The sequence below is a fragment of the Actinoplanes sp. KI2 genome, from assembly GCF_025630775.1.
Classification (GTDB): Bacteria; Actinomycetota; Actinomycetes; order Mycobacteriales; family Micromonosporaceae; genus Actinoplanes.
The window spans coordinates 50955-71458 of the sequence record NZ_JAOSZE010000018.1 but is presented as its reverse complement, the minus strand read 5'-3'; the positions used below and the strand labels follow the sequence as shown (position 1 = coordinate 71458).

General features: G+C 72.9%; 20 protein-coding genes. 13 read left to right on the top strand and 7 right to left on the bottom strand.

Annotation, left to right across the window (positions count from 1 at the left end; all coding sequences use genetic code 11):
- From araA to ODJ79_RS20200, 6 genes are all read left to right on the top strand, one after another.
- The gene (gene araA, locus ODJ79_RS20225; RefSeq protein WP_263025059.1) at positions 1-1509 is read left to right on the top strand and encodes an L-arabinose isomerase; all 1509 of its coding nucleotides are present in this window, start codon (positions 1-3) and stop codon (positions 1507-1509) included.
- Positions 1510-1578: 69 nt separating this feature from the next.
- Positions 1579-2565 carry a LacI family DNA-binding transcriptional regulator gene (locus ODJ79_RS20220; RefSeq protein WP_263025164.1) on the top strand — a complete coding sequence of 329 codons (987 nt, stop codon included), beginning with the start codon at positions 1579-1581 and terminating at the stop codon, positions 2563-2565.
- Positions 2566-2799: 234 nt separating this feature from the next.
- On the top strand, positions 2800-3810 hold the full coding sequence (locus ODJ79_RS20215; protein ID WP_263025058.1) for a 5'-3' exonuclease H3TH domain-containing protein: 1011 nt from the start codon (positions 2800-2802) through the stop codon (positions 3808-3810).
- A 22-nt stretch (positions 3811-3832) separates the two neighbouring features.
- A complete protein-coding gene (locus ODJ79_RS20210; RefSeq protein WP_263025057.1) occupies positions 3833-4900 on the top strand; it encodes a DUF2855 family protein in 1068 nt (355 codons plus the stop codon).
- 44 nt (positions 4901-4944) lie between these two features.
- Positions 4945-6510 (top strand): beta-N-acetylhexosaminidase, encoded by a 1566-nt coding sequence (locus ODJ79_RS20205; protein WP_263025056.1) that lies wholly within the window; start codon positions 4945-4947, stop codon positions 6508-6510.
- A 129-nt stretch (positions 6511-6639) separates the two neighbouring features.
- A complete protein-coding gene (locus ODJ79_RS20200) occupies positions 6640-7089 on the top strand; it encodes a nuclear transport factor 2 family protein (RefSeq protein ID WP_263025055.1) in 450 nt (149 codons plus the stop codon).
- A 140-nt stretch (positions 7090-7229) separates the two neighbouring features.
- Here the strand turns inward: ODJ79_RS20200 and ODJ79_RS20195 are convergent, their stop codons facing one another.
- From ODJ79_RS20195 to ODJ79_RS20185, 3 genes are all read right to left on the bottom strand, one after another.
- Positions 7230-7445, bottom strand: a complete 216-nt coding sequence (locus ODJ79_RS20195; protein ID WP_263025054.1) for a hypothetical protein — start codon at positions 7443-7445, stop codon at positions 7230-7232.
- Positions 7446-7555: 110 nt separating this feature from the next.
- Positions 7556-9241, bottom strand: a complete 1686-nt coding sequence (locus tag ODJ79_RS20190) for a dynamin family protein (protein WP_263025053.1) — start codon at positions 9239-9241, stop codon at positions 7556-7558.
- Positions 9242-9631: 390 nt separating this feature from the next.
- Entirely contained in the window at positions 9632-12178 is a 2547-nt protein-coding gene (locus ODJ79_RS20185) for a glycoside hydrolase family 2 TIM barrel-domain containing protein (RefSeq protein ID WP_263025052.1), read from the bottom strand.
- Positions 12179-12265: 87 nt separating this feature from the next.
- Here ODJ79_RS20185 and ODJ79_RS20180 point away from each other — a divergent pair, with 87 nt between their 5' ends.
- On the top strand, positions 12266-12691 hold the full coding sequence (locus ODJ79_RS20180) for a PPOX class F420-dependent oxidoreductase (RefSeq protein WP_263025051.1): 426 nt from the start codon (positions 12266-12268) through the stop codon (positions 12689-12691).
- Positions 12692-12761: 70 nt separating this feature from the next.
- Positions 12762-13472, top strand: a complete 711-nt coding sequence (locus ODJ79_RS20175; RefSeq protein ID WP_263025050.1) for a VOC family protein — start codon at positions 12762-12764, stop codon at positions 13470-13472.
- Here the strand turns inward: ODJ79_RS20175 and ODJ79_RS20170 are convergent.
- Both ODJ79_RS20170 and ODJ79_RS20165 read right to left on the bottom strand, forming a co-directional pair.
- Positions 13469-14245 carry an inositol monophosphatase family protein gene (locus tag ODJ79_RS20170; protein WP_263025049.1) on the bottom strand — a complete coding sequence of 259 codons (777 nt, stop codon included), beginning with the start codon at positions 14243-14245 and terminating at the stop codon, positions 13469-13471. The genes ODJ79_RS20175 and ODJ79_RS20170 overlap by 4 nt on opposite strands.
- A 10-nt stretch (positions 14246-14255) precedes the next feature.
- Positions 14256-14831, bottom strand: coding sequence for an alkaline phosphatase family protein (locus ODJ79_RS20165; protein WP_263025048.1), 576 nt, complete (start codon positions 14829-14831; stop codon positions 14256-14258).
- A 52-nt stretch (positions 14832-14883) separates the two neighbouring features.
- Here ODJ79_RS20165 and ODJ79_RS20160 point away from each other — a divergent pair, with 52 nt between their 5' ends.
- Positions 14884-15030, top strand: a complete 147-nt coding sequence (locus ODJ79_RS20160) for a hypothetical protein (RefSeq protein ID WP_263025047.1) — start codon at positions 14884-14886, stop codon at positions 15028-15030.
- On the opposite strand, the gene ODJ79_RS20155 is transcribed toward ODJ79_RS20160, so the two are convergent.
- Both ODJ79_RS20155 and ODJ79_RS20150 read right to left on the bottom strand, forming a co-directional pair.
- The gene (locus tag ODJ79_RS20155; protein ID WP_263025046.1) at positions 15027-15686 is read right to left on the bottom strand and encodes a response regulator transcription factor; all 660 of its coding nucleotides are present in this window, start codon (positions 15684-15686) and stop codon (positions 15027-15029) included. The two genes, ODJ79_RS20160 and ODJ79_RS20155, sit on opposite strands and share 4 nt — an antisense overlap.
- A gap of 40 nt (positions 15687-15726) precedes the next feature.
- Complete coding sequence (locus ODJ79_RS20150) at positions 15727-16827, bottom strand: sensor histidine kinase (protein WP_263025045.1); 1101 nt, start codon at positions 16825-16827, stop codon at positions 15727-15729.
- Between the two features lie 86 nt (positions 16828-16913).
- On the opposite strand from ODJ79_RS20150, the gene ODJ79_RS20145 reads away from it, so the two are divergent.
- The 4 genes from ODJ79_RS20145 to ODJ79_RS20130 are packed head-to-tail and all read left to right on the top strand — an operon-like array spanning position 16914 to position 20468.
- Positions 16914-17633 carry an ABC transporter ATP-binding protein gene (locus ODJ79_RS20145; protein ID WP_411267353.1) on the top strand — a complete coding sequence of 240 codons (720 nt, stop codon included), beginning with the start codon at positions 16914-16916 and terminating at the stop codon, positions 17631-17633.
- Positions 17630-19102, top strand: coding sequence for a DUF1349 domain-containing protein (locus tag ODJ79_RS20140; protein ID WP_263025044.1), 1473 nt, complete (start codon positions 17630-17632; stop codon positions 19100-19102). The genes ODJ79_RS20145 and ODJ79_RS20140 overlap by 4 nt, the downstream gene beginning before the upstream one ends.
- Positions 19103-19148: 46 nt before the next feature.
- Positions 19149-19871: an ABC transporter permease gene (locus ODJ79_RS20135; protein WP_263025043.1), complete on the top strand. Its 723-nt coding sequence runs from the start codon at positions 19149-19151 to the stop codon at positions 19869-19871.
- 12 nt (positions 19872-19883) lie between these two features.
- Positions 19884-20468 (top strand): TetR/AcrR family transcriptional regulator, encoded by a 585-nt coding sequence (locus ODJ79_RS20130; protein WP_263025042.1) that lies wholly within the window; start codon positions 19884-19886, stop codon positions 20466-20468.
- The last annotated feature ends 36 nt before the right edge of the window (positions 20469-20504 follow it).

The following is a 20504-nucleotide window of genomic DNA, read 5'->3' as shown; positions in this document are numbered from 1 at the left end:
ATGAATCCATTCGCAGGCCGGGAGATCTGGTTCCTGACCGGCAGCCAGGGCCTCTACGGCGAACAGACCCTCGCCCAGGTCGCGGCCCAGTCGCAGGAGGTCGTCGCGCAGCTGGACGGCGCCGCCGGCATCCCGCTGCCGATCGTGTGGCGGCCGGTGCTCACCGACTCGGCCGGCATCAAGGCCGTGATGACCGCCGCGAACGCCGACGAGCGCTGCGTCGGGGTGATCGCCTGGATGCACACCTTCTCCCCGGCCAAGATGTGGATCAGCGGGTTGGAGGCGCTGCGCAAGCCGCTGCTGCACCTGCACACCCAGGCGCACCGGGAACTGCCGTGGGCGACCATCGACATGGACTTCATGAACCTCAACCAGGCCGCGCACGGCGACCGCGAGTTCGGGTACGTGCAGACCCGGCTCGGGGTGGCCCGCACGACCGTGGCCGGGCACGCGTCCGAGCCGCGGACCGCCGAACGGGTCGGCGAGTGGGTGCGCGCCTCGGTCGCGGTCGCCACCATGCGCTCGCTGCGGCTGGCCCGCTTCGGGGACAACATGCGCGACGTCGCGGTCACCGAGGGCGACAAGGTCGAGGCCGAGCGGCACTTCGGCGTGTCGGTCAACACGTACGGCGTCAATGATCTTGTCGAGGTCGTCAACGACGTGCCCTCGTCGGAGGTGGACGCGCTGGTCGCGGAGTACTCGGATATTTACGATTTGTCAGCGGAACTGCGCAAGGACGGCGACCGGCACGAGTCGCTCCGGTATGGAGCGCAGATCGAAGCGGGGCTCCGGCGTTTCCTGCGCGATGGCGGCTTCGGGGCTTTTACGACGAATTTCGAGGACCTGGGCGGGCTCCGGCAGCTGCCGGGACTTGCGGTGCAGCGGCTGATGGCCGACGGGTACGGCTTCGGCGGCGAGGGCGACTGGAAGACGTCCATGCTGCTCGCGACCCTCAAGGCGGCCGCTGGCGGCCTGCCGGGCGGCACCTCGTTCATGGAGGACTACACCTACCACCTCGGGCCGGGGCCGCAGCGCATCCTCGGTGCGCACATGCTCGAGGTCTGCCCGTCGATCGCCGCCGCGCGGCCGTCGCTGGAGATCCATCCGCTGTCGATCGGCGGCCGCGAGGACCCGGTACGCCTGAAGTTCTCGGCCGCGCCGGGCCCGGGCGTGGTCGTCGGAATCTGTGACATGGGCGACCGGTTCCGGCTGGTCGGCAACGTGATCACCGTGGTGCCGCCGGATGCCGAGCTGACCGCCCTGCCGGTCGCCTCGGCGGTCTGGGAACCGGCCCCCGACCTGCCCACCTCGGCCGAGTGCTGGCTGATGGCGGGCGGTCCGCACCACACCGTGCTGAGCACCGCGCTGGACGCCGGGGTGGTCGAGCAGTTCGCCGAGCTGACCCGCACCGAATTGGTTCTCATCGATGGCGCGAGCACGCCTTCGTCGATCCGCCGGGAGCTTCGCTGGAACGCGGCGTATCAGCTGCTGGCGGGCGGGCTGCGGTGAGGGGATATTCTGCCCGCAACAGCGGGATGCGGGGTGTCGGTGAGCGTGAAGCGCGGACGGCCGCCGGGCATGATGGACGTCGCCCGGCTGGCGGGGGTGTCACATCAGACCGTTTCGCGGGTGCTGAACGAGCACAAGAACGTGAGCGAGCAGACCCGGCTCAAGGTGCGGGCGGCGATCGCCGAGCTGGGGTACCGGCCCGACCGGGCGGCTCGTGCCCTGGTCACGGGCACGTCCCAGGTGATCGGGGTGGTCGCGCAGAACTCGTCGCTGTTCGGCCCGGCGTCGATGCTGACCGCGTTCGAGGAGGCGGCCCAGGCGGTCGGCTTCGCGGTGAACGTGAGCAGCGTGCGCAGCCTGGACCAGCTGTCCATCACCGAGGCCGTCGAGCGTCACCTGGACCAGCGGGTGGCCGGGCTCGTCGTGATCGCGCCGGTGGAGAGCGCGGGGCCGGCCCTCGAGCACCTGCCGGCCGACGTGCCGCTGGTGACCATCGACGGCGACCCCGAGCGGTCGAGCACCCTGGTGACCGTCGACCAGGAGGCCGGGGCCCGCGCCGCGACCCAGCGCCTGCTCGACGCGGGGCACCGCACGGTGTGGCACATCGCCGGGCCGTCCGACTGGTTCGACGCGGCCGGGCGGGTGCGTGGCTGGGAGCAGACGCTGACCGACGCCGGGGTGGAGATCCCGCCGCTGCTGACCGGGGACTGGAGCGCCGGGTCGGGCTACCGCAACGGCCAGCTGCTGGCCCGGCTGCCCGACGTCACCGCGGTCTTCACGGCGAACGACCACATCGCGCTGGGGCTGCTGCGGGCGCTCAACGAGCACGGCCGCCGGGTGCCGGACGACGTGAGCATCGTCGGCTTCGACGACGTGCCCGAGGCGGCGTACTTCACGCCGCCGCTGACCACCATCCGGCCCGACTTCGCGGCGGTGGCCACGGCGTCGCTGGAGCTGCTGATGGAGCAGGTGTCCGGGGCGGCCGAGGTCGGCGAGCGGCGGACCATCGCGCCGGAGCTCATCGAGCGGGACAGCGTGGCCCCGCCGGCCTTCTGACCCGCCGCGCCTTCCACATTGACATCTTTCGATTACTTGACGTCCGGATTGTCCGTTGAAACGCGGTGGGAGCGCGTCTTGACAGCGCGTCTGTGATCGTTAACATTTCTTGAAGCAGCGTTGTAATCGGGCAGCAATGTTATTTGTTGTTAACGTGAACAACGACGTCCGTGAACCCCCGGCGGGGCCATCAGGGGAGTGATGGTCCCGCCGGGTCACGCGTAGGCTGTTGCGGTGCCGCTGCTATTGGTCCTGGACGGGAACAGCCTGCTGCACCGCGCCTATCATGCCGGGTCCTTCGAGGGCATGCAGGCGCCGGACGGCTCCCCGATCTGGGCGCTGCGCGGACTGGTCGGCTATCTCGCGCGCGCGGCCGCGCACCTCTCGCCCGACGCGGTGATCGTCGGCTTCGACTGCCCCGAGTCGTCGGCCCGCCGCACCTCCTACCCGCAGTACAAGGCCCACCGCCCCGACAAGTCCGACCACCTGGTCGCCCAGTTGGCCGCCGCGCCCCGACTGCTGGCCGACTGCGGGGTGTGCACCGTGGTGCCGCCGGCCTACGAGGCCGACGACGTGCTGGCCAGCGCGGCCGCGGCGGCCCGGGCGGCCGGCTGGGAGTCGGTGCTGATGACCAGCGACCGGGACGCGTTCGCGCTGATCGACGAGACCACCTCGGTGCTGCGGGTGCGCAACGGCGGCTTCGACGAGGCGGTGCTGATCGACGCGGCCGGGCTGCCCGCGCTGTACGGCGTGACCGCTGCGCAGTACCGGGACTTCGCGGCGCTGCGCGGCGATCCGTCCGACAACCTGCATGGCGTACGCCGGTTCGGCGCCACGACCGCGAAGAAGCTGCTGGCCGCCTTCGGGAGCGTGGAGGCGGCCTGGCAGGCGGCGCCCGCGCTGGTGGCCGGGGCGGTCGGGGCGCAGGCGGCCGCGGCCTTCACCGGCCCCGGCGCGCGGGAGACCGTCGCGCGCAACCGGGAACTGATGACCATGCGGCACGACCTGACCCTGCCGCCCCTGACCTCGGCCCGGCTGCCGCTGGACTACCTGGTGATGCGGCAGGCGCTGCGCGGCCGGGGGATCAATCTCGGGCCGTCGCTGTGGGCACTCGTGGGCGGGGCTCCCCCGCCGCCCGCCTCGGCCGAGACGGCGGAGGAGACGCCGGAGCTGCGGCCGTGGGTCTTCCGGGGCGGGCTGACGGCTCGGCGCGATCCGACGCCGGGGCAGATGGCGCTGTTCTGAGTTCGTCCTCTACGGTCGGTTCATGACGTCGTCTTCTTGGACATTCGCGGTCTCGCGCGACAATCTGGAGAAATCCATTTTGTCGGACGGCGACACGCCGTCGCCGGGATCCGGTGAGGTAGTGCTCCGGGTCGATCGGGTCGGCCTGACCGCCAACAACGTGACGTACGCGGTGCTCGGCTCGTCCATGCGGTACTGGGACTTCTTTCCGCCGGCGGCGCGGGGGCTCGGGCCCGAGTGGGGGCTGCCGCCGCTGTGGGGGTTCGCCGACGTGGTGGCCTCCCGGGTGCCCGGCGTTCTCGAGGGCCGGCGGTTCTACGGGTTCCTGCCGCCGGCGTCCGACCTGATCGTGCGGGCCGACCGCATCGACGAGACCGGGTTCCACGACGCCTCGCCGCATCGGGCGGACCTGCCGTCGCCGTACAACTCGTACCGGCTGACCACCGGGGACCCGGCCTACCGGCACGACCAGGAGGATCTGATGATCCTGCTGCGGCCGCTGTTCTTCACCTCCTTCATGCTCGCCGACTACCTGGTCGACAACGCCTTCTTCGGGGCGTCCACGCTGGTGGTGTCCTCGGCGTCGAGCAAGACGGCGTACGGGGCCGCGCTTTCTCTCCGCGGCAGCGGGCCGCGCCTGATCGGGCTCACCTCGCCGGGGAACGTCGCCTTCACGCGATCGCTGGGTTGCTACGACGAGGTGCTCCCCTACGGCGCCGATCTCGGCGACCCGGGGCCGACCGCCTACCTCGACCTCTCCGGCACGCCGGCCACCCGTGCCGAGCTGCGGGCGAAGCTCGGGTCGTCGCTGGTCCGCGACGTCGCGGTCGGCCTGACCAACCAGGTCCCGGACATCGACGCGGCCGACGAACTGTTCTTCGCCCCGGTCCAGATGGGCAAGCGCCGCCGCGACTGGGGTCGCGACGAACTGGACCGGCGCTTCGCCGAAGCGTGGCACCGCTTCACCGGCGCCGTCGGCGGGTGGCTGTCGACGGAGGTCGGCCACGGCCCGGACGGGTTGCGGTCGGCCTGGTCGGACGTGCTCGCCGGCCGGGTCCGACCGAACGTGGGCCGGATCGTCCAACTCTGATAGGACTCTTCACAGATCGACGCGGCTTTATGTAGCGTCGGGGTATGCGCGTACCTCTCGCCGCACTGCTCGTCCTCGCCCTGCCGTTGACCGCCGCCCCCGCCGCGGCCTCGGCGGTCACCGCGCCGCCCCCGGTGACCCTCGGCAGCGTCATCCCGGCGCCGGTCGAGGTGCATCCCGGCGGGCCGGATTTCCGGCTCACCTCCGGGACGGTGATCGCGGCGCCGGCGTCCGCGCTCGACGTCGCCCGCCGGCTGGCCGAGGCGCTGCGGCCGGCCACCGGTTACGCGTTGCCGATCGTGGCGCACGCGCCGGGCGGCACGCCGGTGATCTCGCTGGCCACCGGGCCGGTGGGCGCCCGGCTGGGCACCGAGGGCTATCGGCTCGGCGTACGCAGATCGGAAATTTCGCTGCGGGCCAACGGGAACGCCGGGCTCTTCGCGGGCGTGCAGACGCTGCGGCAGCTGCTGCCGGCGGCGATCGACGCGAGCACACCGCGGCACCAGCGGTGGACGGTGCCGGGTGGGGACATCGTGGACTACCCCCGGTTCGCCTATCGCGGGGCGATGCTCGACGAGGCCCGGCATTTCCACTCGCCGGACGAGATCAAGCGGTACCTCGACGAGATCAGCCGGTTCAAGGTGAACTACCTGCACCTGCACCTCGCGGACGACCAGGGCTGGCGGATCCAGATCGACTCGTGGCCGCGGCTGGCCCAGGTCGGCGGCGCGCCCGGGACCGGGGTGGACGGGGTCGGCGGCGGGTACCTGACCAAGGCGCAGTACCGGGACCTGGTCCGCTACGCGGCCGACCGGTACATCACCATCGTGCCGGAGATCGACATGCCGGGGCACGTGAACGCGGCCCAGGTGGCGTACCCGGAACTGACCTGCGACGGGGTGGCGCCGCCGCCGCGGACCGACACCGACGTGGGCTACAGCTCGCTGTGCATCGGCAAGGAGATCACGTACAGGTTCGTCGACGACGTGCTCCGGGAACTGGCGGCGATGACGCCCGGGCCGTACATCCACATCGGCGGGGACGAGGCGCAGGCGACCTCGCCGGCCGACTATCTGACCTTCGAGCGACGGGTGCTGCCGCTGGTGGCCAAGTACGGCAAGACCGCGTACGGCTGGCACGACATCGCGGCGGCGCCGGCCGCCTCGGCCGCGATCGCGCAGTACTGGGGGCTGGACACGTCGAACGCGACGCTGGCCGCCGCCGTCCGGCGGGGCACCAGGGTGGTCATGTCGCCGGCGAATCTCGCCTACCTCGACCAGAAGTACAACCCGGAAACCCCGATCGGGCTGGACTGGGCGGGCTACATCGAGGTGCAGACCGCGTACGACTGGGACCCGGGCACGCTGCTCAGCGACGTACCGGCGAAGGCGGTGCTGGGCGTGGAGGCGCCGCTGTGGTCGGAGACCCTGCGGAAGATGGCCGACATCGAGTTCCTGGCGTTCCCGCGGCTGGCCGCGATCGCCGAACTGGGGTGGTCGAGCTCGCACGACTGGGCCTCGTTCCGGTCGCGGCTCGGGGCCTACGGACCGCGCTGGGCCGAGCAGGGCGTGAACTTCTACCGGTCAACCCAGATCGACTGGGCGCGCTAACGCCTCGATGGCGTCGAACTGCATCCGCAGTCCGATGTCGAACTGCTCGTCCCAGTCGCGGGCGGCCTGGAAGGCGTCGAGCGATCGTCACGGCGACCGTCGTGGCCGATCAGTGATGAGGAGCTTCGCGTGCGACCACCGGTACCGCCGTTCACCCGCGACACCGCGGCCGCCAAGGTGCAGGCCGCCGAGGACGCCTGGAACACCCGTGACCCCGGGCGGGTCGCCCTCGCGTACACCGAGGACTCGGTCTGGCGCAATCGGGACGTCTTCGTCACCGGGCGCGCCGGGATCGTCGCCTTCCTGACCGCCAAGTGGGAGCGCGAGCTGGACTACGCGCTGCGCAAGTCGCTGTGGGCGTTCGACGAGGACCGGATCGCCGTACGGTTCCAGTACGAGTGCCACGACGCGAGCGGGCAGTGGTGGCGCAGCTACGGCAACGAACTGTGGGAGTTCGACGACCAGGGGCTGATGCGACGCCGCGAGGCCAGCATCAACGACCTGCGCATCGACGAGTCGGAGCGGCGCCTGTTCGGGCCCCGCCCGGCCGGCGACCGCACCGAGATCCCACTGCGCTGAGTCCGCTTGCCCCGGTGCCCGATCATGGACCGGTGCTGAGCCCTGGCCAATCTGTCGTTCTCCGAGCTCGAGCTGGTCGGCCGCGAGTCCTGGGTGGCCGAGCACGTCGTCGCGGTGACGCCGCAGTCGGCCAGCCCGGACTAGTACTTCCCCCGAGAACGGGCTCGCTCCGCCGCGGCGTGCCACCAGCCGGGCGGGCTGGGCGCGGTCACCACCGAGGTCGGCTGGTCGGGGTGGAGGCCGAGACGCCGCAGCGCGGCCGCCCGGATCCGGATGTCGATCCAGGCGCGCGGATGTCCGTCCGCGTCTCTGCCGCACGCCTGCGAATATCGGACCTCATCGACCGCGAACGGCATCCAGTCGATGCCGCGGTCGCGCAGTCAACGCCGCACAGCACCCGTCGGCGAGGGGCATCCCCGCGTGTGCTCGTACGCCAGCACGCGGATCCAGTTCGGGTCCGGTCGAGTCATGCCGCGGTGCGGCGGGACAGCTCGTCGAGCGCGCGCTCGAGCGTGGCTCGGGACTCCTCCCCTGTCGGGCGGTCCGGCTGATCGGCGCGCAGGCGCAGGAGCCGTTCCCGCCGCGCCTCCAGCAGGCGGGGCAGGGCCTCGGCGATGTAGTGCCGGGCGGCGCTCACCCGGCGCCGCAGCTCGTTCTCGAAGGCCGTCTTCGCCTCGGCGACCGCGGCCTCCACCCAGGTCGACAGGCGGGTGCGGTGCTGCGTGCCGGCCTCGCCGCGCAGACCCCACCAGCCGGCGCAGGCGGCCAGCGCGAGGTCCGCGCCGACCGCGCCCGAGCCGGTCAGCACGGTCAGCGCCATCGCCGAGCCGGTGAGCAGGCCGGTCAGCGTGGGCAGCAGGTCGCGGGCCCGGACGCCGTCCTCGCCCGCCGGCGCCGCGGATCGCGGTGCGGGCGGTTCGGGCGAGCGCAGGCGCAGGCTCAGCTCCGCGGCGGGCGGTATCAGCACGTCGTCACGGAGGCAGTCGCGCACCGAGTCGAGGATCGCGTCCTGGGTCTGGTCCAGCGCGGACCAGCCGGCGACGGCGAGGCCGACGGTGAGCCGGGGCGGCACCATCTCCAGCTCGTCGCCGGGTCCGGAGTCGGCGGCGCCGCGATGCCAGGTGCCGAGCGCGTCGGCGTGGGCGACGAACCGCTGGGTGGCGGCGCGCCGGGCCTCCTCGAAGCGGGCGCCGAGCAGGCCGCCGCCGTCCAGCAGCATGGTCACCGTGGCGATCTCGGCGTCCAGCTGGTCCTCGGGGGCGGCCAGCCGGTCGAGGTGGGCGAGCAGCTCGCGGACGACCGCGGTGGTCACATGAGCCTGCACCGTCGCGCGCCGGCGGCGCATCGAGGCGGTGGCCGCGTAGGTCAGCAGGTCGACCAGCTGGCGGGTGCCGGCCAGCTCGGTCAGCCGCACGGCCACGTGCCGCGGGGTGCCCGGGCGGGCGGCCTGCTCGGCGAGCCGGGCCGAGATGCCGAAGACCGGGAGGGCGGCCAGGTCGGGATGGGCGGCCAGGCGGCTGCGGGTCTCGGCGAGGGCGCGGTCGTGGCCGGCCGTGTCGCTCTTGTTGACCGCCACCACGATCGTGTCGATGTGCTGGGTCGCGGCCGCCAGGAAGGCGATCTCGTGCTCGGTGACCGGGCCGGTCGCGTCGCTGACGAACAGCAGCGCGTCGGCGTTCCAGGCCGCGTGCGGGCCGCCCAGCCCCGGCGTGTCGACCAGGACCAGGTCGCGCAGCACCGGGGCGTCGAGGCGGGCGTCGACGCCGAGCACGGGAGCGGAGATCTGGGCGAGGGTGGCGTACGCGGAAAGCTCGGTCAGCCCGATCGGCACTCGCCGCGGCGTTCCCGGATCGCCGGGGTCGCTGAGCACGGCGGTGAGGATGTCGTCGGGCCCGTAGCGGAACTCGATCCACCCGCCGGTCGTCGGCCGGCTGCCCACCGGTGCCAGTCCGGGCCGGCCGAGCAGGCTGTTGACCAGTCGCGACTTGCCACGGCCCGGTCCGCCGCAGACCACGATCCGGGGCCGGAGCAGGTTGTCGCGCGGTCCGGGCGGGGCGGGCAGCAGCGCGGCGAGGTCGTCCCGGCCCAGCTTGACGGCTTCGGCGCGCACGCTCGCGATCAGGCCGGCGAGGCCGGCGTGCGGTTCGGTCACCCGACGCCTCCGCAGGGATCGGCGACGCGTGGACGGCTCGTCCGCACGCTCATCACCCGGCCTTCCACCCGCGCGTCTCGGCCCGTGTCGGCACGACGAACCGGGCTTCCGGAAGGTATGAAATCCGCCGCAAGAACCGGACGGGGATTGCAGACCCTACCGCAAGCAGATTTTCCATCGTGGACCACTCCCGCAAGAGCCACACGGTTGATGATCTGGCCCCGACCGGGCGAGCTCGGGTTGGCGGGCCGGATTCCCGTGCGTTGTGGGCATCAAACGCCCGTCACCGTAATGGACGTCGCGGTGTTTTTCGCGTACCGAGAACGATCGCCCAAACGAGTGTGATCACCGCTTTTCGCGTACCGAGAACGACCGCCCGAACGAGCGTGATCACCGCTGTTCGCGTACCGGAAGGGAGATCCTCGCCGGGCGCAGGCCCGGCGCGGACGCAGTGAGGGTGACCAGCCCGGGGGTTTTCGCCGGTCGCACGATCGCGAGGGCACGGCCGTGCCAGGTGTGGTGGCGCGGGCGGCGGAAGCTGTCGGCGTTGTGCGGGTTGCCGCTGCCCGCGGCCGCGAGGGTGCCCGCGCCGCGGACCTCGAACGCGACCCGGTGCACGGCGTCCGGGACGAGGCGTCCGTCCCGGTCCACGATGGTGACCAGGACGTGGGCCAGGTCGTCCCGGCCCGTGGTGAGCGCCCGGACGTCCGGCGCCAGCGCGATCGCGGCGGCCGTTCCGGCGGTACGCAGCGTGCGGCGGCCGATCTCGCGCCCGGCCCGGCCGGCGATCGCGGTCAGCTCGCCCGGCCGGTAGGGCACGGTCAGCGCCACGGCACCACGCGCGGGGACGCCCTCGGCGACCGGTTCGCCGTTGCGCAGCAGGTGGACGTGGTCGCCGGGGGTGTAGACGCGCACGACCATGGGGTGGTCGGCGGGCACGTCCCAGGTCCAGCTCTCCAGCTCGTCGTAGTAGCCCCACCAGACCGCGACCTGCTCGGTGCCGGGCTCGACCGGGCGCTCGACCAGCAGCTCGACCGGGCTGCCGCCGGTGACCGCGGTCCGCCAGTGGTTCTGCGGCTTGCGCTGCCCGATCAGGTCCAGGTCGCCGCAGTTGCCCTCGAAGTACGGGTACGGGTAGCCGAAACCGCCCCAGCCGTGGTGCAGCAGCCGCGCGATCGACCAGCCCGGCAGCACGCTCTGGTCGCCGATCGTCGCGGCGGTCCCGGCCGGTGCCATCAGCGTCTTGCCGATGCCCGACTCGCCGAGGTAGTCCATCGCGGCCCAGATCCAGGTGCCGACCGCCCACGGGTTCTGCTCGACGAACACCGCGTCCTGGTGGATCGTCGCCGGGAAGCCCTCGCTGTGCGTCATCGGCTTGTCCGGGTGGGCCGCGTGCATCTGCGCGTAGCCCTTGCCGTTCGCGTTGTAGTGCACGTCGCCGATGTCGACGTAGGACCACGAGGGGTCGTCGGCGGTGAACGTGGAGCCGCCACCGAGCGTGATCGGCCGGCTGGTGTCGAGGCTGCGCAGGAGCGTTGCCAGCTGCGCACCGCGTACGCCGTGGGTGTTGTCGGTGATCTCGTTGCCGAGCGACCAGATCACCACGCTCGGGTGGTTCCGGTCCCGCCGGATCATGCTGGTCAGGTCCCGCTCCCACCACTGCGCGAAGTGCACCGAGTAGTCCTGCGGTGTCTTGCCGGTGTCCCAGACGTCCACGAACTCGTCCATGACCAGCATGCCGAGCCGGTCGCAGGCGTCCAGCAGAGCCGGCGAGGGCGGGTTGTGCGCGGTGCGCAGTGCGGTGAAGCCGGCGTCCCGCAGCAGCCGCACCCGGCGCTCCTCCGAGCTGCCGAGCGCGACCGCGCCCATCGGGCCGTTGTCGTGGTGGATGCAGCCGCCGACGACCTGGATCGGGCGGCCGTTCAGGCGCAGCTGCCCGTCCCAGGTCAGCTCGCGGATCCCGAACGTGGTCGCGGTGGCGTCGATCGTCCGCCGGCCGGTGAGGAGCTCGGCCTCGGCGGTGTACAGGTGCGGATGCTCCGGGTCCCAGAGCGCCGGGCGGGCGACCTCGAACTCGCACGCCGTGCCGGGCGCCGCCGTACGGCGTGCCACGGCCTGGTTCCAGGGGTCGCGCAGGGTGACTCGGACCCGGTCCGGGGTGGGTCCATCGTGGTCGACCTGTACGCGGACGGTGGCGCGCCCCGGCGTCACGAGCGGTGTCGTCGCCGCGATGCCCCACAGCGGGATGCGGGTCGCACCGGTGACGGTCAGCCACGTGTGCCGGTAGATGCCGGAGCCCGAGTACCACCGGCTGGTCTGCCCGCTGTTGTCGACACGGACCGCGAGCAGGTTGGCGCCACCCCGCTGCAGGTGCGGCGTCAGGTCGTAGGCGAAGGCGGTGTAGCCGAACGGGTGGAAGCCGAGGTGGACGCCGTTGAGCCAGACGTCCGCGTTCTGGTGGACCCCGTCGAAGCGCAGCTCCACCCGATGCCCCGGGTCGTCGAAATGCTTGCGGTACCAGCCGATCCCGCCGACGGTGTAGCCGGTCGAGCCGCCGCCGGCGCTGCTCGCCGGGTCGAACGGCCCGATCACCGCGGGCGGGACGGGTTCGGCCGGCGGGACCTGGGTGGTCAGCACGGAGGCGTTCGCGGTGGCTGCGCCGTCGTCGGAGATCGCGTACGGGAGGTCCTCGATGCCCCAGTCGTGCGGCAGATCGAGTCGCCGCCACCCGGAGTCGTCCAGTCCCGGCTGCTGTCCGCCGTCGATGTCGCCCCGGCGGAACAGCCAGTCCTCGTCGAAGCTCAGCTCCCGCCGCGCCACCGGCCCGGCCGGCCGCCCGGCCACCGCGACCGGGCCGGCCGGAAGCTTGGCCACCACGACCGCGCCGGCCGCCACCTGAAGCGCCCGTCGCCGGCTGAGCTCCGGAGATTCATCCACGACAATGAATATGCTCTGGTCAACTGAACCGGTCAAGCGATGGCTTGCGGGGCCGCGGCGGCGAAACTCCGGCGATAGGGTGGCGCGGTGAACACGCCGTTGCCGAAGGAACTGCGCGACCTCGTCGAGTCCGGGCCGCTGGCCCATCTGAGCACGGTCAACCCCGACGGAAGCCCGCAGGTGAGCGTCATCTGGATCGGGCTGGCCGGCAACGACCTCGTCAGTGGACACCTGAGCTGGAACCAGAAACTGCGCAACATCGGCCGGGACCCGCGGGTCGTGCTGTCCTTCGAGGCGCCGCGAGATCCGGCCGTGTTCCTCAGCGAGCACGCGGTGCTGCGCGCCCACGCCACGATCGAGCCGTCCGACGAGGCATGGGACCTGCTCGACCGGCTGACCAGGGTCTACATGACGCCGGACAAGCAGTTCCCGGCGCCCCGCGCCTCCGGCTACCTCGTGCGGTACTCGATCGAGCGGATCGGCGGCGTCGGCCCCTGGACCCGTCCGGCCTGATCCTCCGGCCCGGAGCGTGCGCGGGTGGCCGGGCGCGGGCAGGATGGGCGGAGACCCGGGAGGGAGTCCGATGATCGGGACCTTGCGTGCGGTGGCGCTCGACGCGCCCGACGCCCGGCGGCTCGCGGCGTTTTACGCGGCACTCGCCGGGTGGACCGAGGCGTACGGGGACGACGAGTGGGTGGCGCTGACCACCGGGGACGGGTGGCGGGTCGCGACGCAGCGCAGCCCCGATCACGTGCCGCCGCGGTGGCCGGACCCGGCCTTCCCGCAGCAGGCGCACCTCGACCTGCGGGTGCCGGACCTCGAGGCGGGGTCGGCGCGGGCCGTCGAGCTCGGGGCGCAGCTGCTGCGCCGGAACGAGAACTGGTACACGCTGGCCGACCCGGCGGGGCACCCGTTCGATCTGTGCCGCTACCCGGAGGGGCCGGGGACCACGCTGATGGGTGTGATGCTCGACTGCCCGGACGCCGAGGAGCTGAGCGCGTTCTACGCCGAGCTGCTCGGCAAGCCCGTCACGTACCAGGACGCGGGGATCGCGATGATCGGCGAGGACGGTGCGCAGCCGGTGATGTTCCAGCAGATCGCCGACTATCGGGCGCCGCGCTGGCCCGACCCGGCGTATCCGCAGCAGCTGCACCTGGACGTCACGGTCGCCGACGTCGACACGGCCGAGGCGGCGGCGCTGAAGCTCGGTGCCACCTCGCTGAACGCCGCCGGGGAGAACTGGCGGGTGTACGCGGACCCGGCCGGCAAGCCGTTCTGCCTCTGCTGGGACTAACTGGCTGCGCGGACCAATGACGACAGCTCGGGCCACAGCCCGGGGGCGGCGCCGATGGTGAGCTCGGTGGTGAAGTCCGGGCCGCGGCCGCCGAGCGTCACGCCGGCCTCGCGGGCGATCAGCGCGCCGGCGGCGATGTCCCACAGCTTGGTGTCCAGGGCCAGGCCGCCGTCCAACCGGCCGGCCGCCTGGTAGGCCAGGTTCAGCGCGGCCGGGAGCCGGCGGATGTCGCCGACCACCGGGAGCAGCTCGCGGATCACCCGCCCGGCCCGTGCCTTGGTCTCCGGCCCGGGCTGGAAGCTCACGCCGACCAGGGCCTCGCCCATCGGCGGGCCGCTCGACGCGGTGATCGGGTGGTCGTTCAGGAACGCGCCGCCGCCGTCGACGGCGCTGAACGTCTCGCCCGCGGCGGGGTCGTGCACGACCGCGACCAGCGGCCGGTCGCCGTCGTAGAGCGCGATGCAGACCGACCACGGGCCGGTGCGGCTGATGTAGTTGCGGGTGCCGTCCAGCGGGTCGACGATCCACGTCCGGCCGCTGGTGCCGGGGCGGCCGTGGCCCTCCTCGGCCTGCACGGCGTCGCCGGGGCGGTCGGCGACGATGGCGTCCACGATCAGCCGCTCGCTGGCGATGTCGACGTCGGAGACGACGTCGTTGGCGTGTGCCTTGGGCGCCCCGACCACGAGCGTGTCGCGCCGCTCGACCTGCAACCGGCCGGCCCGGACGGCCAGGGCGGTGGCGAGGTCGCGGGCCGCCTGAAGATCCCGATCCATCACCGCCACGCTAGTCGACGAAGTCGGCGACCACCGCGTCGACCACCTGGCTGGCCTCCGACCCGGGCGTCAGCACCCCGGCCCGGGCGGCGGCGAGCGTGCTGGCCTCGGGCCGGAACTCCGGCATCTCCGGCCGGGCCGCCACCGCGGGCGAGGCCGTACGGGCGTTGTGCACCCCGCCGGCCAGTTCGACCAGGCTGCTCTGAAAATCGTTCATCCGGTGCGGGCCGGTCGCCGCGGCCGCCCGCGGCACGGGCACCGGGACCGGCCGGATGTCCGTGCGCGGCGACGGCAACAACGGCAACCGGTCGAGCAGGTCGGCCGAGGCGGCATCCCGCCGGGTGAGTGGCCGGGAGCCGGGGACGAACTGCCGCAGCACCGTGTGCGGGATCGCCGCATGCTCGTAGAAGGTCCGGTCGACGAACCCGGCCGGGATCAACGGCGAGATGGCGACGGCCGGAACGCGTACGCCGGCGATGTTTCGCGAGGAACCCGAGGACCGAGATCTCGCCCGGCCGAGGTGGTCGAAGGACCGGTTCTCCATCATCAGGACGACGATGTGCTTGATCTGTTCCCGTCCCGGCAAAGCAGCCTCCCGGTGGACGCGCGGGGTCGTCGATCGGGCGTAGCGTACGGGCATGAGCAGGCCGATGCGCTGCCGCCTGGGCTGGCACCAGTGGCGTACCAAGTCCACCGAGGACGGTGGGCGCTTCCAGCAGTGCACCCGGTGCGACAAGGTCGACGACCGTAGCAAGCTACCGCCCATCGCGGGCGGCCTCGGCTAGTCCGCGATCCGGTAGCCGACACCCGGCGTGGTCGTGATGACCGGCGGGTCGCCGAGCTTGCGCCGAAGCCGGCCGATCGTGACGGTGACCGTGTTGGTGAACGGGTCGGCGTTCTCGTCCCAGACCTCCTCGAGCAGGGCCTCACTGCTCAGGAACGCCGGTGCCGCGCGCATCAGCGCCTCCAGCACGGCGAACTCCTTGACCGACAGGTGCAGCGGCACGCCGTCGCGGCTGGCCGTGCGGGTGATCGGGTCCAGTTCGAGGCCGCCGGCCCGCAGGGTGCGTGGCCGGGCGGCCGGCTGCCGGCGGGCCAGGGCGCGGATCCGCAGCACCAGCTCCGGGAAGTGGAACGGCTTCGCGAGGTAGTCGTCGGCGCCGAGGGTGAGCCCGCGAACCCGGTCGTCCGCGGAGCCGGCCGCGGTCAGCATCAGTACCATCGACCGGTCCTGGCGCGAGGTGATCATCTGGCACAGCGTGTCGCCGTGCAGACCGGGCAAATCCCGATCAAGGACCACGACGTCGTACGGGTTGAGGTCCAGCTTCTCGGCCGCGCTGAGCCCGTCGTACGCGAGATCGACGGCCATGCCCTGGTCGCGCAGCCCCTCGGCGACCACCTCGGCCAGCGACCGGGCGTCCTCCACCACGAGCACCCTCATGCCGGCACCGCCACCGCGAGCGGAAGGTCCACGAGCAGCCTCATGCCGGCACCGCCACCGCGAGCGGAAGGTCCACGGTCACGGTCAGGCCGCCGGCCGGCAGTGCGGTCAGCGATACCGACCCGCCGTGCGCCGACGCCACCGCCGCGACGATCGAGAGCCCGAGCCCGGTCCCGCCGTCGCCGGTCCGCTCCGCCCCGAGACGCTGGAACGGCCGCCCGAGCCGCGCCACCTGCGACGGGTCGAGCACCGGCCCGCTCGACTGCACGACCAGCCGGGCCACGCCGGAAACCCCGGACACCGACACCCGCACCCAGCCGCCTGACACGTTGTGCCGGATGGCGTTGTCGATCACGTTGCCGACGAGACGGGCGAGCAGGACCGGGTTCCCCTCGGTCACCACGTCGGCGTCCAGGTCGGCGTACACCTCAAGGTTTGTGCTTGAAGCCGGCAGCGCCTCCCGCGCCAGCGCGCCCAGGGAGACCGCGGAGCGGTCGTCGAGCGCACCGTGCTGAGCCCTCGCCAGCACCAGGAAGCCTTCCAGGAGCCGGTCGACCCGGTCGAGTTCGGCCCGGATCCGGTCCGCCAGCACCGCCGTCTCGGCCGGCACCGGCGAGGGCTTGGCCATCGCCACGTCCAGCGACGCCCGCATGGTCGCCAGCGGCGTGCGCAGCTCGTGCGACGCGTCGGCGACGAACCGGCGCTGGGCGGCGAACGACTCCTCGAGCCGGCCGAGCAGCCCGTCGATGGTGTCGGCCAGGTCCTTCACCTCGTCGGCCGGTCCCTGCACGGCGAGCCGCTGGTGCAGGTTGTCCGCGGAGATCCGCCGGGTCGCCGCGGTGATCACCCGCAGCGGCTTGAGCACCCGGCCGGCCAGCAGGCGGCCCAGCACCAGCGACAGCAGCAGCGCGACCACCATGCCGACGACCAGGCCGAACACCAGCTGCTGGGAGTGCGCCTCGTCGGACTGGGCGAGCCGCCGCTGCAGCCGCTCGATCTGCTCGGCCGCCGGCGCCGGGTAGTCACCGCCGGCCCGGGTGGTGCTCCGGCTGCCGAACGCGCCGATGATCGCGATCAGGCCGAGCCCGGTCACCAGGATCATCGCCCCGTACAGGATCGTGTACCGCGTCCGGACGCCCATCGGCCAAGCATGCCGTCCCCGGCCTAACAAACACATGACGTTCGCCGTAGCGCCCGCGTTAGGCCCGCCTCCGTAGAACTTCCGGCATGGCATCCATCATCGAAGTCAGCGAATTGCACAAGCGGTTCGGCCCGGCGGTCGCCCTCGACGGGATGACCTTCACGGCCGGGCCGGGGCAGGTCACCGGGTTCGTCGGGCCGAACGGCGCGGGCAAGTCGACCACCATGCGGGTGATCCTCGGGCTGGACCGGCCGGACTCCGGGACCGCGCGGGTCGGCGGCGCTCTTTATAAAGATTTGAAGCAACCGCTGACCCACCTGGGCGCGTTGATCGACCCGGGCGCGCTGCATCCGGGCCGGTCGGGCCGCAATCACCTGCTGTGGCTGGCGCACTCGCAGGGGCTGGGCGCACGGCGGGTGGACGAGGTCCTCGACCTGACCGGGATGCGGCCGGTCGCGCGGCGCCGGGCCGGCGGCTACTCGCTGGGCATGCGGCAGCGGCTCGGGATCGCGGCGGCGATGCTCGGCGATCCGCCGATGCTGATGCTGGACGAGCCGTTCAACGGGCTCGACCCGGAGGGCATCGTCTGGATGCGCGGCCTGCTGCGGTCGCTCGCCGCCGAGGGCCGCGCCGTGCTGGTCTCCAGCCATCTGATGAGCGAGTTGCAGGACGTCGCCGGGCACGTGGTGTTCGTGGGGGCCGGGAAGGTGGTCGAGGCCGCGTCGACGGCCACGATGATCGCACGGTACGGGTCCCTCGAAGCCGCGTACCTCGAGCTCACCCGCGGGACGGGGGTGCTGCGGTGATCCGGGCCGAGTGGACGAAGTTCCGCAGCGTGCGGGGCTGGGTGGCGGGGATCGTGGTGGCGTTCGCGGCGATCATCGGGCTCGGGCTGGCCGGCGCGTACGGCATCCAGCAGGACTGCATGGGCCAGATCTGCCCGGCGCCGCCGGTCGGGCCGGGCGGCGAGGCGGTCCGTGACAAGTTCACCTTCGTGCACCAGCGGCTCGACGGCGACGGCGAGCTGACCGCGCACCTGGCCGCCTTCACCGGGATCATCACCTATCCCCCGCCGAACCACGACTCGATCGTGTCCGGGCTGGTCCCCTGGGCCAAGGCCGGGCTCATGGTCAAGGACGGGACGAAGGAGGGCGCCGCCTACGCCGCGGTGATGATGACCGGGCACAACGGCGTGCGGCTGCAGCACAACTTCACCGGGGACGAGGCCGGGCCGGCGACGGCGCAATGGCTGCGCCTCGCCCGATCCGGTTCGACCGTCACCGCGTACTCGTCGGCCGACGGCGCGGCCTGGACGACCGTCGGCTCGGTCACGCTGACCGGCCTGCCGGCGTCCGTGGACATCGGGTTCTTCGTGACCTCGCCGAGCGACATCACCAGCAAGGACAGCCCGCGCGGCGGCAACATCGTCCAGGCCCGCTTCACCCAGGCCACCGCGGTGTTCGACCGGGTCGACCGGACCGGGGCGTGGACCCTCACCAAGGTCGGCGACACCGGCGAGCAGACCGACTGGCAGAAGTACCACAAGGCGGACGGCCTGACCCAGGCCGGCGGCCGGCTGTCGGTGACCGGCAGCGGCGACATCGCCCCGGCCGGCCACGAGGGCGGCCCGACGATCGACTTCACCCTCACCGGCCTGGTCGTCGCGCTGATCGCGGTGATCATCGTGGGCGCGCTGGTCATCACCGGCGAGTTCCGGCGCGGCCTGATCCGCACCACCTTCACCGCGATGCCGGACCGCGGCCGGGTGCTGGCCGCCAAGGCCGCGGTGCTCGGCGCGGTCACCTTCGTCCCGGCCCTGGTCGCGACCGCCATCGTCGTGCCGGTCGCGTCGCGGGTGCTGCACTCGCACCACGTCACCCTGCTGCCGGCCTCCGCCGGCACCCAGATCCGGGTCGTCGTCGGCGCGGCCTTGCTGCTGTCGCTCGCGGCGATTTTCGCGTACGCGCTGGGGGCCGCCCTCAAGCGCGGGACGATCGCCATCGCCCTCGCCGTGGTGCTGGTCGTGGTGCCGTATCTGCTGGCCACGACCTCGCTGCTGCCGGCCGGGGCGGGGCGCTGGCTGCTCCGGGTGACGCCGGCGGCCGGGTTCGCGTTCCAGCAGGTCCTGCCCGCGTACCACCAGGTGACGCTGCCCTACACGCCGTCGGACGGCTACTTCCCGCTCGCGCCGTGGGCCGGGCTGGGCGTGCTGGCCGCGTGGGCCGCCGCGGTGCTCGGGCTGGCCGTGCTGCGGGCGCGACGGAGCGACGCGTGAGGGCCGGGTGGGCCGCCGCTGTGCTGCGGGCGCGACGGAGCGACGCGTGAGGGCCGCGCTGCGCGCCGAGTGGACGAAGCTGCGCACCGTCCCCGACGCGGCCGTCGCGCTGGCACTGATCGCCCTGTGCACGGTGGTCGTCTCGGTCGCGGCGAGCACCGCGGCCAGCGCCGACGTGGTGCGCTCCAGCCTGCTCGGCGTCCAGCTCGGCCAGGCCGCGGTCGCCGTCTGGGGGGTGCAGATCCTGGCCGGTGAGTACGGGTCCGGCCTGATCACGGCGACCTTCACGGCGCTGCCCCGCCGGCTCGACGTGCTGGCGGCCAAGGCCGTCCACCTGACGGCCGGGGTGCTGGCGGCGAGCGTGCCGGCGGTGCTGATCTCGGTGCTGGCCGGGCACCGGCTGGCGACCGGCTACCCGTCGCCGGCCGGCGGCGCGGTGCTGCGGGCGGCCGGCGGCGCGGTCGCGTACCTCTGCCTGATCGGTCTGCTCGGCCTGGGCATCGCGGCGCTGGTCCGGAGCCCGGTGGCCGGCACCGGCGCGGTGCTCGGGCTGCTGCTCGCGCCCACGGTGATGCAGGCGCTGCTCAATCCGCACTGGCAGCGGTGGGTCTACAAATTGTCGCCGTCGATGGCCGGGCAGACCATCCAGTCCACGGTGGACGTGCGGGCACTGCCGATCGGCCCGTGGGCCGGGCTCGGGGTGGCCGCGGCCTGGGCGATCGTCGCCCTCGGGGTGGGAGCGCTCACACTGCGGGTCCGGGATGTGTAGCCTGACAAGCCCATGGAGGTCCGGTCGGCGTCCGCCCGCGAGGTGCATCGCGCGCTGCTGCGCGAGGCGCTGATCCGTGCCGCGCGCGAGCTCACCGTGGAGCGCGACTGGGACGGCGTGCGGATGGCCGACGTGGCCGCGCGGGCCGGGGTGAGCCGGCAGACCGTGTACAACGAGTTCGGCGGCCGGGCCGGGCTGGCCGAGGCGCTCGCGGTCAGCGAGGTGCAGCACTTCGCCCAGCGGGTGCGGGCCGCGCTGTTCGCGCACGGTGCCGACGCCCGGGCCGGCTGCTACGCCGGGATCCTGCTGACCCTCGAGGACGCCACCCGCAACCCGCTGGTCCGGGGCATCCTGACCGGCAGGCACGACGGCCTCCTGCCGTACCTGACGATCCGCTCCGACATCGTGCTGACCACGGCCGGCGCGGTGCTCACCGAGTGGGCCGGCGTGTACCTGCCCACGGTGCCGCCGGCCACGGTCGCTCTGGCGGTCGACTCGGTGGTCCGGCTGACCATCAGCCACGTCATCCTGCCGCGGGACACCCCGGCCGCGACCGCCGCGGCACTGGCCGACGTTTTCGTCCGCCTTCTCCGCTGACGTCCCCGGGCTTCATCCGACCGGGACGATGCAGGC